This window comes from Streptococcus sp. ZY171113, from assembly GCF_057748235.1.
Genome location: NZ_CM173243.1, coordinates 1,183,877 through 1,196,744 on the forward strand (window position 1 = coordinate 1,183,877; position 12,868 = coordinate 1,196,744).

Below are 12,868 nucleotides of genomic sequence, written 5' to 3' on the forward strand. Positions count from 1 at the left end.
GGTTATTCAATCCTCCCGAATTCGAAATCAAACTTCTCAGACAGTATTTTCATCGTTTCTTCCTGAGCTTTGACCTCAGTATACCCTAATTTCATAAATTTTTCAATAGAATTAAGGTATTCTCGCTCTGCTTTTCTTGGTATTCGCTTATTAGGCCTAGTATACCAATAAACACTCCCATCATGCCCAGCTGTCAAACCATATTTGACCGAGTTGTTTTTACTTCTTTGTTGTAAAGAAGCTAAATCACTTAGCGATGGAGGATAACCAGATGGGTGATTGTGAATTGAGACGAGCCCTTTTTCAGAACTTGTCTTAAAAGCTTTCTTAACTTGTTCGTTATAGACAACTTTTTTGGGAACTCTGGCCTTATTCGAAATTGCAATCACTTTCCCAGAAACTGCGTTAAGCAAATAGTAATCTTCGAACTGTGTTCCATTTCTGTGTTGCAACATCTGTCGAGATGATTTAGCGATAGAATCTGCAATATTTTCCGTAAGAGGGTGACGTCGTATTTTATCCAAATACTTCTCACTTCTAACGTAATCTAGGTCTACCCCAAACTCTCTCCCACTTAACTCCCGTTCCCTCGGCTCCTCCACATACTTGGCATACCATTCCTTGTAGGTCATGTCCCCTGGGACGAGGATATTCTTGCCTGTCTCTGGGTCTCGGGCTCTACGTTCCAGCTTAGACAGCCATTCCTTGTCATCGCTGGCAATGGTCGTTGAGCGACACCAAGGGTGCAAAGGCGGATAGGTCACGCCTGTCACCGCCTCAGATACCTTGTAGGTCTTGCCGTCCTGGTGCTGGCACTTGCTAGAAGTTCGCAGGTCAAGCACGGCCACAAAGCGGTACCATTCCACGTCAGCTTCCTCGTAGCTCTTCAGTTCCATCTGCCCGTGGAAAAAGGCTGATTCCGTCCGAACCAGCCTGCGAGAGTTATATTTTCCAGCCTCAAACCGTTTGGCAATAGCTTCCGCAGTTTCTCGATCACTCCTGCCAGACAAAAGACTAACCAGCAACTCTGTTTTCAACCCCTGAGACAGGCTCTGCGTGTTGTTCCAGATACGACTGGAGAAAGAGCCACCCTCCCACCTAGAACGCAGGAGAGAGGAAATCTCGGCCTCTGAGGGACTGTTGAAGTGATAGGCTAGACCAGACTGCTGCTGAAGCTCGAAAGTTGACCGATGAAAAGAATCCTCAGCCAAGCCAGCATAGAACTCTTCTGACCGCTTGGATTCAATCCCAGCAAGAGCTTGGACAATCTCGCTAGCCTGCCTCTGGGTCCGTTCCAACTGCTCAAGCCGATGGGCATAAGCTGGACTGTCCAAATCTGCCAACAGCCGTGTGATGTTAGGGTCATCAGGCTGGGCAGCCAAGACTTGCTTTAGGTCGTTTAAGTTATCCAACTGACCAGCCTGCTTGAGGATTTGTCTGGCCTGCTGCTCGGTTAATCCGTAATCACGCCGAAACTTGTCAAAGATTTTGTCCGTCTGCCCCTGCAAATACCGACTAGCCTGGTCATAGGCCAGAGCCAATTCATCCGCAAACGCCTCAGCCTTACCCATCTGGTCAACCATGAGCTGGGCCTTGCGTCGTTCCCAGTAGGATAACTTACTCATCTAGCTCTTCCTCAATAGGGTGGTTAGCTATCTGTTGGTCAAAAACAAAAGCCGCTTCCTTGTTTCTCTGTTTCTGATCTTCCAGGGCCTCAATTTCCGCATCGGGGTCCTCTACGAATGGCAAAAGAGAAATAAGTTGGCGCAGGCTGACCTTATCGTTGAGGTTGCTGATGATTTGCGAAAGCTCCAGCAGGTTCTTAGGCAGGCCACGGCTGAAGTTTGGCACGATGGCACGGGCATTGTCATAGATGGTCGTCAGGTTGTGGTAATAAGCAAAGAGCCTAATCCGCTTGTGCAGAGATTGGACATACTGACGTTGCTTGATTTTGGTGATCATTTCAAGCCCTAGCAGCTTGAACTCCATCGCTACGCCCGAGGTATTCCCTGCAAATTTTTCATCAGTCAAATTCGGCACATGGCTGAAGGTGTAGATGTCTTCCTTAACAGCCTGACGCAGAACCTCGACCGCCGTCTCATCTAGGGTATTGGTCAAAAACTCTGCCTTGGACGAATCTGGAAGCTCTAGCAGCCCCTCCTCCCGCAGGATTTGCATGGCTTCCTTTGCGTCTTCTGGCGTATCTGCCAGCGTTGTCCCATACACGGTCAAGATGGACTCGATAGCCTGCTCCTTATCGTTGACACGGTTGCCCATGAGGCTGTTGTAAGCGTCAATCAGACCTAGCTGCTGCTCATAGTCGCCGATACAGTGGGTATTGTTGCGGTACTCAATAATGGGCAAGTCGCCAAGGTTGTGAGCAACGGGCTGACTAAATGTCACGGGGTCATCTCCTTGCAAGGTCAAACTGTAATGCCAGGTTTCTGTCACCACCTCTGCTCGATAGGTCGTGGTGTTATCCTCTCCGTTGACCACCTCATAGTAATAGACCCCAAAAAGAGGTGTCTGTTCAATGCTGTCATCGTGGACGATAAAAGTATTTTCAGGCTCCAGCACTCGGATAGCCAGCTCATTCTCACCCTCTCTGGCATAGACGAACTCGTAAGATTTGCCGTAGATAGCCATGTTGAGGGCATTCTCGCTGTCCACCTGGTCAACGCTAGCCAAATCAAAGGCAGCTAGCAAACTGTCCAAATCCCCATCGCCTGTGTTGGTATACTTGATAGCATTGCCCATGAAATAGCCTGTTGCCGTATCTGCAATATCCTTAGCGTGGTTGCAGACCGTCTTAAAATTGGGCTTACCCTCCCGCCGTTTATGGTTGAGGATGTCGTGCTGGCCCAGGTAATAGTCTTTCAACCGCTTCAAGCGTGGCACTTGGGCCACATGACTGCGGATGAGCTTTCTGATAAGGTCTCCGTCAAGCGAACGCTCATTGTATTGTTCTCTTGGATAGGTTAGTTGTTTCATGGTTCCTCCTTTACAATCCAATTTCTGATTTCCTGCGGACAGTAGCCACTCGCTTGTCCTCGATACACTGCAAGGCATACCGCAGAGCGTCCATCAAGTGATTATTCTTGTCCTCTGGTTTATTCAACCAATTACCCTCTTTGTCTCGCTGGTAACAGTAGCTATAAAACTCATCCATGATATGCTTACAATCTGGATGAACAATGATTCGATAACCTTGCAATTTAGACACTCCTGCCATGATGGAATCCTTACCCTTTCGGCTGGCCTGAACCCTGCGCAAGCCATGTTCCGACCGAAGCTCCTCAATCAAGCGGCTCTCCGCACTATCAGCTACCAGCTTAGACTTAGCATAACCTTTGCGACGGATAAGGTCCGCCACCTCACGGGTAATAAGTCCCGTCTGATAGGCTTCGTCAAAAATATGGATAGTGTTGGTCGTATTATTGATGAGGCAGGCTACCAAAGCTGTCGGGTCATGGGTGAAACCAAAGTCAAGCCCAATACAGAGCTCGTTGAGCCTGTCCTTCATCAGCTCGTCCTTGTCAAAATCCTCGACCGTGACATTCTCGTAGATCAACCCCTCAGCCACACCCCATTCGCCATCACAGACGATACGGGCCCGCCTCGGGTTGGTCAGGTAGAGGTCTTCGTATCGCTTGACATCGACCTCGTCCAGCCATTCATTGCAGCGGAAAGTCGTTGTCATCGAAAGCGTATCTGCTCGCTTGGTTTCCTCATCAAAAAATACCCGTTTGAGCCAATGCCTCTCGTTCCATGGATTGAACGTCACCGTGATTTGCTTAAAAAAATCAGGGACGTCTAAGCTGCCACGGATGGACTCGACGACTGTTGAAAACTTGTCCTCGGTCTCTATCTGGTAGGCTTCTTCACAATATGTTGCGAATGTATCGTTTCCATACACTCTCTCTATGTTTCCACAGAGTTCAGACTATATCATCACTCTAAAAAGAGTGCCTCCCGCTTCGGATTCACTTGAACCCTACTCTACTCCATTAAAAAAACACCCACTCGGATGTTTTCTTTGTTTCGATAGTCGTTGCACGTTTTTAATTGACATCTTTGTAACTTAACCCTCTTACAACCAACCCAATAACTCTCGGCGTAGTGCCAAATTTTTTGGACAAACCTACCGTACCGAATATTTTATCTTGTCGTTTATAGTGGGCCCTTATATACCGAACATCATCATCTGATAATTTCGAATGGATATTCGAAGAACCTTGTTTTGATTTTTTCAACCCAATATCGTATGCGTGTTGCATATTTTCTTCTCTTGTCATCCATTCCAAATTATCAACACGGTTGTCTAATTTGTTGCCGTTTTTATGATTTACCGTAGGTTTATTTTCCGGATTTGGGATAAAAGTTTCAGCAATAAGACGGTTAACTCTGTATTCTTTACTTTTTCCATCTTTTACCAAACTAACTCTGGCGTAACCATCCCTTGTAAGACGATTCTTTGAAAGGATGCGTTCATCTCTATAACATGTTCCCGACCACTTTCGTAAAGACTTCACATCTCCTTGGTCGCTAACTTGATATATCCCTTCGTAACCCTTTATATCTTTCCAAATCATGGCACAATTCCTTATTTATTTGATAAGTATATTATACCACTCCCGTTCATAATTGTCAATCAAACTTCGCTCATGATTGCCCTCGTCTCTACGTTAGGGGTTCCCATGAATTCAAGAGGTTTTACTTGGTCTGATTAGTTAAACCAAGCCCAGCAAAGACTACCAACATCAACAGTGATGGATGTGATTTTCAACTCATCATCAAGACCTCGAAAAAGGATTTTCTGACCAGTCGCCTTTACAGTAATTTCAGGTAAGCTCTCGTTGAACTTGAACAGATGGCTGACCTTGAGCTGATTACAGGCCCATTTAAAGTCTGTATAGGTTGATTGCTTATTGGTGTTGGAATACCTGCGGACGACCAAGAGATTTGCCCATGGGTATTTCAGCAATCGAACAATAAAATTAAGGGCCGTGGTCTTGGACTTTTTGCTTCCACGGCTGCCTTTGACGACTCTGTAAAAATTCCTTGACCGCCAAAAACGGCCGTAGCCCTGACCAACAACTTGGGGTAGACTAAGCTCAATCTGGGATGTCGTTTTCATTCAAAAACACCACCGTCCCTTGCACTTCCGCCTCAACCTTATCCGTCCACATGCGGTACCGTTTGCCTAAAAGTTCTGCAGCAGCCTTTCTTGTGGCCACGTTCGGTCTCACGTCAACCAGGCGTTGCACGCCATCACCATCAAGTATAGCTAAGGGCTCTGTCACCTCACCTCTCATGGCAGCTGTTAAAAACTCCATGACCTCTTGCTGGTCAGCTACTTTCTCAGACTTGAGCTGTTCCAACCGTTCGGCTATATAGGCTTTGATAACAGGTTTTAACAAGTTTTCAGCACCGATTTGTTGAGCCGACCTCTTAGCATACCCCGCTTTTATCGCCGCCTGAGTCGCATTCAGGCAGATGATGTACTCATCTGCAAACCGTCGCTGTTTCTCTGTCATTTTGCCATTTTCCATCACCTCCAATCACGCAAAAAAGACAAGACCACCTGGCCTTGCCTCAATTCTTGATACTACCATAATACCACCTCTAGCAGTATTTTTGAGTATCAATTTGTACCGTTCCAGTATTGTTTTGTACTGATTTTGTACGATTTAGTAACGCATTCAGGCTATCCACGCCCTTGCGCTTCAGCATGTAGTAGTTGTTGCGGTTCATTTCGAGCCGGTCGATAGCTTCGTCGAAGGTCTGGCAGTTGACGTAGGTCGTGACCAGGACGTGCCGCTGCAACATGTCCGGCAAGGCCATGAGCAAGTCGATGATTTCCTGCCGTCGTTTGAGCAAATTTTCAATCTGCTTAGTGTTGTAGTCAGTAACATCCACGATCAAGATGTTCTTATCCTCCTGCGACTTCCTCAGGCCTCCCTGAACCTTCATATCGGACCATTTCGGTGAGCTCAGCACAGAGCTTCGGGTAGTCTCAATATCTGCTCGTAACTCAGCAATCAGCTTCGGGATAATCCGCAATTCCTCCAACAAATAATGGGCTGGTGTCTTGTCTTTCGCCATTCTTCGCCCTCCTTATGGTATAATATTATTAGCAAACATACCCAAGGAGTCAGCAGCCGCTGGCTTTTTTGTAAAATAGCTGAGCGGTTAAACCAGCCGCCGATGCCGGCGAATAGGTCAAAAAATTTCATCTATCCACCTCAAAATAATTCTATCTGCCTCTTTGGCTCAAAATTAAGCCAGAGCACTTCTGTCCTCTTGAGACCTTTTTCTGCCGTCACAGAAAATTCCAATCTTTCCCAATTCTTGAGTCTCTCATTGTAAAGCGGACTGTCATAGCCACTTAGTAAAATTTGGGCCTTCGAACGATTGAGTGTGTCCAGCAAGTTCACATGGTCATCGTCCGTCATCTCGTGACTGTACTGCTTACCTGTCCGAGTAGAGAGGACATAGGGCGGGTCAACGTACATACAAACATCTGACCGGTCAAATCTCTGGATTAAGTCCAAGGCTGGTCGATTCTCAATCTGCACTTGTTTTAATCGCAAGGCCATCTCCTGTACAATCTCTGGCAGGTCGTTCCAGTGCTTGACTGCATAAGACCGCTCTCGACCGTTAATGTCATTTTTCCACCCGCTCTTTTCTAGCACTCTAAAGCCGTGCGACATGGTGGACTTTATAATAAACTGCACTGCCCGATTTAACTTATCTGCAGGGATGTTTTTAAAAGCATCATCATAGACTTTGCGAGCATACGGCGTGAGAAATAGCTGAGCAGCCAATTCGTCCGGCCTAGCTCTGATAACCTCAAAGAGATTAACCACATCATCATTGAGGTCGTTGACCGTTTCGATAGCTGATGGGCTTTTGGTAAATAGCACCGCCCCAGAGCCAAAATAAGGCTCTAAATAGCTTTTGTGTTCAGGCAGCAGAGCCACTATTCGACTGGCCAGATTCCATTTGCTACCGGGATAGCGTAGTAGAGATTTTATAATCCCTCCACCTCCCTCGCAAACTGCCACAGGCGTTCGTCGACGGACTTGATTTCTTTTTCGGTCAATTTACTGATGTAAGTGTAAGGACTGTTAGCCGATGTGATGTGGTATTTGTCAACCATTTCAAAACGGACATGATTGTCAGATATTGCCTTAAAAAGCGATGCTCCCAATATCTCCACCGTGTAAAGCTTTTCCCGCTCCACATCGTACCGATCCAACCAGGCACGGGCGAAAAGCTCTTGATTATCTCTGTTTCTTAACCAACCATCTACCTTCTCGGTCCGAGGGAAATAATCCATGGATTGATGCAGCGATAGATGCTTCTCTCTTGCTTCCTCAATCCACTCCGCCACAAACTTGGGCACAACCACCTTCTGCGGTTCCTCCAACTGCCTCACCAACTCCAGCACGCTGTCCTTGGCCACCATGACCTTGGCACCGCAATTTTTCCAGCCTAACACGGACGGCAGCTGATTGATTTTGCCGTACAATTCCTGATTATTCATTTCACTTCCTCCATTTTCTTCTGCTGCTCACCCAGGAAATCAGCAATAGCTCCCGTGATAGCCAGCACCAGACTATCATTTTGATAATGCTGGCAGAGCTGGCCAAGAGATTTATAGACCCATTGCCAGTAGGCCAGAGAGCCAAATCCCAGCTCTTGGGCTTTTTGATTGCTGGCAGCCATCCACTTCGGGATAGTAACCGACATAAATTCGATGTAGTTCATCCTAACGCCTCCAACTTGACATAGATGCCCACGGTGTCTGACCAGAACTTCTCCGCTATCTCGCTGGCCACACGACTATCGTTGACATAGTAGCCCGACTGCTCCAAGCAGTCCTTGAGTAGTTTGACCAGGTTGTCCGTGTCTGGCTTCGTGTGCTTGTACTGGCCGTGACTGGTCCCCCTCACTTTCGGGAATAGCCACTTGGTCGTCAGTCGCAATGGACCATCCAAGGGTTCAGGCGGTTTATGCTTGACCAAGAGGCTCATGAACATGGCTCGCACATCCTGCAACTCAGCTGGCTCATAAAACTGTGGCTTCCCTCTGACCACACGGACTTTTTTCATCTGGTGGGTGGTGGTTGGGATTTCTGCCATAGGTAAGAAAAATTCAATCATGATTTTTACCTTTCGATTTATCGTAACTTTCCACGCCCCTTGTCAAAGTTGGGACAAAGGATAAGGGGGCAGGACTTACAGCCCCCCTTTCCTTTTCCCTTTGACTTGACGAAGGAAAAGTCCTTTATAACTCTCTGTAAGAGAGTTACCTTGTATTTTCTCGGAAAATAACTAGTCTTTTTCTAATTTTTCTACCTTTGACTAGAAAAGAAAATAACTAGTCTTTTTCTAATCTTGGAATAGAAAATAACTGGATTTTTCTTTAGAATTCTTCTAGTTTTTTTCTTTCTTTTCCATTTCTTGATTTGCTAAAACTTTGAAGACAATACCTTTTTTGACATCAAATTCGTCGTGCTCTTTAACATAGTTTTCGACACTCTTGTTTGACTTGAGGTCTAAATATTCACGGATTTCTTTGACGGTGACAGGGGTCGTACCATCAAACAAGGCACTATAAGCAGTCTCTAATTTCTGGTTACGCTCTTTCAGGTACTCATCTTTGGATTTCCGCCCTTCCCTGGCCTTCTGCCATAACGGCTTACTATCCTCTAGCTGAATATCCGCCAGCACCCCTGTCGTGTCCACAGAGTGAACAGGATAGCTGAACCACATGTTGACCGGCTTGAACTTGGCGAACTCCCGCAAGGTTCCCTCCACTCGCCAGGCAGAGCTGGCCTCAATAGCCTGGGTCGCCTGCTTGATTCGGTCCTGATAGGGTTGCCGTCGCAAGATGTCTGGCACAGCCTTGTCAAAGTGTTTCCGCATCTGGGCCGCGCTCTGGAGGTCGTCCAGAGTGATTTCCGACTGGTAGTAGGCCAGATTTTCCGCTTGGATTGCCTCTTTGAGAATAGCAGAGCTGCTACTGTTGACCCGTTGCTTGGTAAGGTCCTCAGACACTTCCAGCTCTACCAGGTCGATGAGGGCATCTGGATCGCGGGCAAATACCCCTGAACCGCTGGCCCTATCCATGGACTTCTTACCTCCCTGGGCACCCTTAGAATGGTGGTGGCAGTAGATAACACTGCAGCCCAATTCTGTGGCCACCTTGTCAAACTGATTGGTAAAGTGAGCCATCTGGTCAGCTGAGTTTTCGTCACCCGTCAGAACCTTGTAGATTGGGTCGATTATGACTGCCGTGTAATTCTTCTTGAGCGACCGCCTGATGAGCTTAGGGGCCAGCTTGTCCATCGGTACCGTCTTCCCACGCAGGTTCCAGATGTCGATGTTTTGGAGGTTGTTGGGTGCAACACCTAGCCCCTCGTAAACATCCTTGAAACGGTGCAGGGCTGATGGCCTATCCAACTCTAGGTTGACATAAAGGACCCGCCCCTGCTCACAATCCCAGCCTAGCCACTTGCCGCCCTCAGCGATAGCAATGGTCAGCTCAATCAAGGCAAAGGACTTACCCGCCTTGGACGGCCCAGCCATCAGGAGCTTGTGACCTTGTCGCAGGACACCCTTGATGAGCTCAGGCGCCAGGTCAGGCAGGTTATCCCACTCATTAGCCAGCCCCTCTGGATCAGGCAGGTCATCGTTCAAGTCCTCAATCCATTGGAACCATTCCTCATAGTTGTCCTTGCCGATGTTGGTGTCAATCAAAAATTGTTTCTGACCGTTTCGGATCACACCAGGCATGCGAGACAGACGGCTAGGGTTGCGGTTCTGAGTGTCAATATCCAGGCCATTCTTCTTACAAATGGCGTAGATATAGTCAACCCGCTTGCGGTATTCCTGGTAATCCCTAGCGTCCACCTTGACGATGGCGTGGAGAGACTTTTTCCCAGAGTGGACCAAGGCTGCAATCGGCAGTTCTAACTCCTTGAAGAGGGCGTACTGCTTGCCAAGGTCCATGCTGTCGGATTCCACCAAAGCATAGCGGAAGTCCGTCACGTTGTCATTCTTAACTCCCTTACCGTCAAGAGGGTTAAAGCGAATCCAGGCTCCAGCCTCTTCCTTGTAATCACCAAAGACCGCTCCGATGTCACCCTCACACTTCTGCAAGGCCTGAATCAGTTCCCCTGCCGTGCGGTCATAGTTGCCCTGCGTTGGCTTATAGATGGGGCCATCATCAGTCTCAATCGGGTAAGTCGTCGTCACATAACCGACCAAATCTGTGGAATCAAAGATAGTTTCCAAGTAAGTGATGAGTTCCTGCACTGGTGACCAGTTGACAGGCTCCTTGATTTCCTTGGCCTCAACCCAGTTCTTGTCAATGATTTTATAATCACGGTCGATGGTGCTGTCCCAGTCCAGCTCATGGGCGTCGTCTGCCAAGCGGAACTCAGACACCCAGCCGTTGTCCTTGGCCATCTGGGTGATAGTAGCACCTGTCACAGTACCCATACCGCTGCCCTGGAAGGTATCCCATTTCTTGAAACATTCCCCCCGCTTGTAGCGCTTGGTGTCTTTTTGCGACCACATATCCCAATCCATGGCCGTGTAACCTTCCTGCTTCAGGGCCATGCCTACGTTGACCCAGTCCTGATAGGACAGGAACGCAGGGTCAATGTAGTCCAGGAGTGGGATGAGGTCAAAATCTCGTTCTGTCATTTAATCTCCTATTCTGGTTGGTACTCTTTCGGTCGCACACCTGCTGGCAATCGCCATCCAGCCGCTGCAATACGGTCAATCATGTTCTTGGCCACGTCAAACTTCCACATGCCCACATGCTGGAAACCATACCGCTCGAGCAAGCGGATTTGCTTCGGTGTAGTCAATCCTGAATCCCGGCGTTTTGCCAGTCGGTCAAAGAGCTTGCTTGCTTTTCCATAATTTCCGATTTCATCAGTAAAAATACCGAATTTTTCCAGAGCTTTTAATTGCTTATCTGTTGGTGGTGCCATGTCTATTCCAAACTCTGGCACATAATCCACCAGGTCTTCGGCGTTGATAGACATCTCAAACTGGAGAGGGTCAACCAGGGCTCGCTTGCGTTTCCTCATTTCTTCCAACTGTTTAGCCAAGGCCTCTTCCCGTTCGGCGATGACGTCCTTGGAGGCCACTTCCTCAGCCTCCAAGAGCTCAAAAGCCACCTCGGTTTCCTCGGTCATGTTCTCGACCATCTTCTGGGCAACTTCTGGACTGCCAGCAATGAGGTGGGCTGGCCGACAAAGCTCGTGTCGCTCAGTGTGCCAGAGGAAATCCAGTAAAAGCAGATTTTCCTTGCCAGGATAGAGGCGTGTGCCACGGCCCACCATCTGACTATAAAGAGCCCGCACCTTGGTTGGTCGTAGGACCACAACGCAGTCCACACTTGGGCAGTCCCAGCCCTCAGTCAAGAGCATGGAGTTACAGAGGACATTGTACTTGCCCTTGTCAAAGTCTGCCAGCACCTCTTCCCGGTCCTTACTCTCGCCATTAACCTCGGCAGCCTTAAACCCTTTGGCATTTAGAATATCCCGAAACTTCTGCGAGGTCTTGACCAATGGCAGGAACACGACCGTTTTGCGGTCAGCACATTGCTTGACCATTTCATCGGCAATCTGCTCCAGGTAAGGGTCTAAGGCCGTGCCAATCTCGCTGGCCTTGAAATCCCCAGCCTGCTGACTGACCTTCGACAGATCCAAAGTCAAGGGAATGGTGATGGCTGTAATCTTGGATAGGTAGCCCGATTTGATGGCATCAACCAGGGAATACTCATAGGCTAAACTGTCAAAATACTTGCCCAGGTTCTGTTTGTCACCCCTGTCTGGGGTGGCTGTTACACCCAAAACATTTGCTCCCTCGAAATGCCCCAGCACCCGCTGGTAGCCATCTGAGATAGCATGGTGGGCCTCGTCGATGATGATGGTGTCAAAGTGATTAGGCGGGAACTGGCTCAGTCGTTTTTCCCGTTGCATGGTCTGGACAGACCCAACCACAACACGATACCAGGAACCGACTGATGTGCTTTCGGCTTTTTCCAGAGCTGTTCCCAGGCCTGTTGCCGTCATCAGCTTGTCGCTGGCCTGTTCCAAGAGTTCTGACCGATGGGCCAGGACCAGCACCCGCTCGCCCAGCCTCACCCGGTCCTCAATGATTTTTGAAAAGACAATGGTCTTACCGCACCCTGTTGGCAGGACTAAGAGGGTGCGTTTGCGACCCTCTTCCCATTCCTGCTGAACGGCTGACCGTGCCTCTGTTTGATACGGTCTCAGCTCCATAGCTTAGAACCCACCCCAGCTTTGTTGACCAGCTGGCTGTTGTGGTGACTGCTGGTAGGCTGGCGTACTAGGCTGACCACTACCGTTCAAAACCTTGGTCCAGTCCACATCGTCAGCATAAATCATGGATTTCACATCATCGTATTCGCGGTCTGCATACTGGCCAGTTCCCTTTCGCTTGCCAATCCGAGCCACACCCTTGGAGCCAATCACCGTGTTCCAGTTCATTCGGAGCGGTTGCCCGTGCTTCTTCTGGCCAATAGCCCCAAAGAATGCTGACAACATCCCTTCTGTTGACGTGTGCAAGAACAGGTTGTGAGTCAACTGTGCAACACCTTCGGCCGTCTCAATTTGTAGCGTGATAACGGCCTTGTTGCAAGCTGGCAATTTTCCTGGATTTTGGGGATTCGGCGTGTGACGGGCCCGTTCAAAGCCTGTGACAGTAAACTGGTAATCACCAGGTTTTAGCTGGACAAAACCCGACCCGTCCTGGACGATTTCATCATCCCAATTAAGCTCGCGATCTGGTTGGTTGAATTGTTGTGTCATGTTGATTCT

At 48.4% G+C, this 12,868-nt stretch carries 12 protein-coding genes and 2 pseudogenes; all 14 read right to left on the reverse strand.

Annotated features, from left to right (window positions below; all coding sequences use genetic code 11):
- Positions 1-2 precede the first annotated feature (2 nt).
- Positions 3-1,625: a minor capsid protein gene (locus AC3ARB_RS05595; RefSeq protein WP_488319615.1), complete on the reverse strand. Its 1,623-nt coding sequence runs from the start codon at positions 1,623-1,625 to the stop codon at positions 3-5.
- Positions 1,618-2,991: a phage portal protein gene (locus AC3ARB_RS05600; RefSeq protein WP_488319616.1), complete on the reverse strand. Its 1,374-nt coding sequence runs from the start codon at positions 2,989-2,991 to the stop codon at positions 1,618-1,620. Before AC3ARB_RS05600 ends, AC3ARB_RS05595 begins: the two co-directional genes overlap by 8 nt.
- 10 nt (positions 2,992-3,001) lie before the next feature.
- Positions 3,002-3,883, reverse strand: a pseudogene (locus AC3ARB_RS05605) (PBSX family phage terminase large subunit); the annotation flags it as partial.
- A gap of 178 nt (positions 3,884-4,061) precedes the next feature.
- Entirely contained in the window at positions 4,062-4,592 is a 531-nt protein-coding gene (locus AC3ARB_RS05610; protein ID WP_488319617.1) for an NUMOD4 motif-containing HNH endonuclease, read from the reverse strand.
- 140 nt (positions 4,593-4,732) lie between these two features.
- A pseudogene (locus tag AC3ARB_RS05615) lies at positions 4,733-5,137 on the reverse strand (phage terminase large subunit); the annotation flags it as partial.
- A complete protein-coding gene (locus AC3ARB_RS05620) occupies positions 5,115-5,537 on the reverse strand; it encodes a terminase small subunit (RefSeq protein WP_488319618.1) in 423 nt (140 codons plus the stop codon). The pseudogene AC3ARB_RS05615 and the gene AC3ARB_RS05620, both read right to left, overlap by 23 nt.
- A gap of 88 nt (positions 5,538-5,625) precedes the next feature.
- Complete coding sequence (locus AC3ARB_RS05625) at positions 5,626-6,105, reverse strand: DUF1492 domain-containing protein (protein WP_488319619.1); 480 nt, start codon at positions 6,103-6,105, stop codon at positions 5,626-5,628.
- 140 nt (positions 6,106-6,245) lie between these two features.
- The gene (locus AC3ARB_RS05630; protein ID WP_488321537.1) at positions 6,246-7,037 is read right to left on the reverse strand and encodes a DNA adenine methylase; all 792 of its coding nucleotides are present in this window, start codon (positions 7,035-7,037) and stop codon (positions 6,246-6,248) included.
- Positions 7,034-7,549: a DUF1642 domain-containing protein gene (locus AC3ARB_RS05635; RefSeq protein ID WP_488319620.1), complete on the reverse strand. Its 516-nt coding sequence runs from the start codon at positions 7,547-7,549 to the stop codon at positions 7,034-7,036. The genes AC3ARB_RS05630 and AC3ARB_RS05635 overlap by 4 nt, the downstream gene beginning before the upstream one ends.
- Positions 7,546-7,773: a hypothetical protein gene (locus tag AC3ARB_RS05640; RefSeq protein WP_488319621.1), complete on the reverse strand. Its 228-nt coding sequence runs from the start codon at positions 7,771-7,773 to the stop codon at positions 7,546-7,548. Before AC3ARB_RS05640 ends, AC3ARB_RS05635 begins: the two co-directional genes overlap by 4 nt.
- Positions 7,770-8,168, reverse strand: coding sequence for a RusA family crossover junction endodeoxyribonuclease (locus tag AC3ARB_RS05645; RefSeq protein ID WP_488319622.1), 399 nt, complete (start codon positions 8,166-8,168; stop codon positions 7,770-7,772). The genes AC3ARB_RS05640 and AC3ARB_RS05645 overlap by 4 nt, the downstream gene beginning before the upstream one ends.
- 273 nt (positions 8,169-8,441) lie before the next feature.
- Complete coding sequence (locus AC3ARB_RS05650; RefSeq protein WP_488319623.1) at positions 8,442-10,718, reverse strand: AAA family ATPase; 2,277 nt, start codon at positions 10,716-10,718, stop codon at positions 8,442-8,444.
- A gap of 8 nt (positions 10,719-10,726) precedes the next feature.
- A complete protein-coding gene (locus AC3ARB_RS05655; RefSeq protein ID WP_488319624.1) occupies positions 10,727-12,310 on the reverse strand; it encodes a DEAD/DEAH box helicase in 1,584 nt (527 codons plus the stop codon).
- Positions 12,311-12,313: 3 nt separating this feature from the next.
- Positions 12,314-12,859, reverse strand: coding sequence for a hypothetical protein (locus AC3ARB_RS05660; protein ID WP_488319625.1), 546 nt, complete (start codon positions 12,857-12,859; stop codon positions 12,314-12,316).
- Between the last annotated feature and the right edge of the window lie 9 nt (positions 12,860-12,868).

Coding starts and splice junctions, on each gene's coding strand:
- AC3ARB_RS05595 (WP_488319615.1), bottom strand. CDS start 1,625: ATGAGTAAGTTATCCTACTGGGAACGACGCAAGGCCCAGCTCATGGTT.
- AC3ARB_RS05600 (WP_488319616.1), bottom strand. CDS start 2,991: ATGAAACAACTAACCTATCCAAGAGAACAATACAATGAGCGTTCGCTT.
- AC3ARB_RS05610 (WP_488319617.1), bottom strand. CDS start 4,592: ATGATTTGGAAAGATATAAAGGGTTACGAAGGGATATATCAAGTTAGC.
- AC3ARB_RS05620 (WP_488319618.1), bottom strand. CDS start 5,537: ATGACAGAGAAACAGCGACGGTTTGCAGATGAGTACATCATCTGCCTG.
- AC3ARB_RS05625 (WP_488319619.1), bottom strand. CDS start 6,105: ATGGCGAAAGACAAGACACCAGCCCATTATTTGTTGGAGGAATTGCGG.
- AC3ARB_RS05635 (WP_488319620.1), bottom strand. CDS start 7,549: ATGAATAATCAGGAATTGTACGGCAAAATCAATCAGCTGCCGTCCGTG.
- AC3ARB_RS05640 (WP_488319621.1), bottom strand. CDS start 7,773: ATGAACTACATCGAATTTATGTCGGTTACTATCCCGAAGTGGATGGCT.
- AC3ARB_RS05645 (WP_488319622.1), bottom strand. CDS start 8,168: ATGATTGAATTTTTCTTACCTATGGCAGAAATCCCAACCACCACCCAC.
- AC3ARB_RS05650 (WP_488319623.1), bottom strand. CDS start 10,718: ATGACAGAACGAGATTTTGACCTCATCCCACTCCTGGACTACATTGAC.
- AC3ARB_RS05655 (WP_488319624.1), bottom strand. CDS start 12,310: ATGGAGCTGAGACCGTATCAAACAGAGGCACGGTCAGCCGTTCAGCAG.
- AC3ARB_RS05660 (WP_488319625.1), bottom strand. CDS start 12,859: ATGACACAACAATTCAACCAACCAGATCGCGAGCTTAATTGGGATGAT.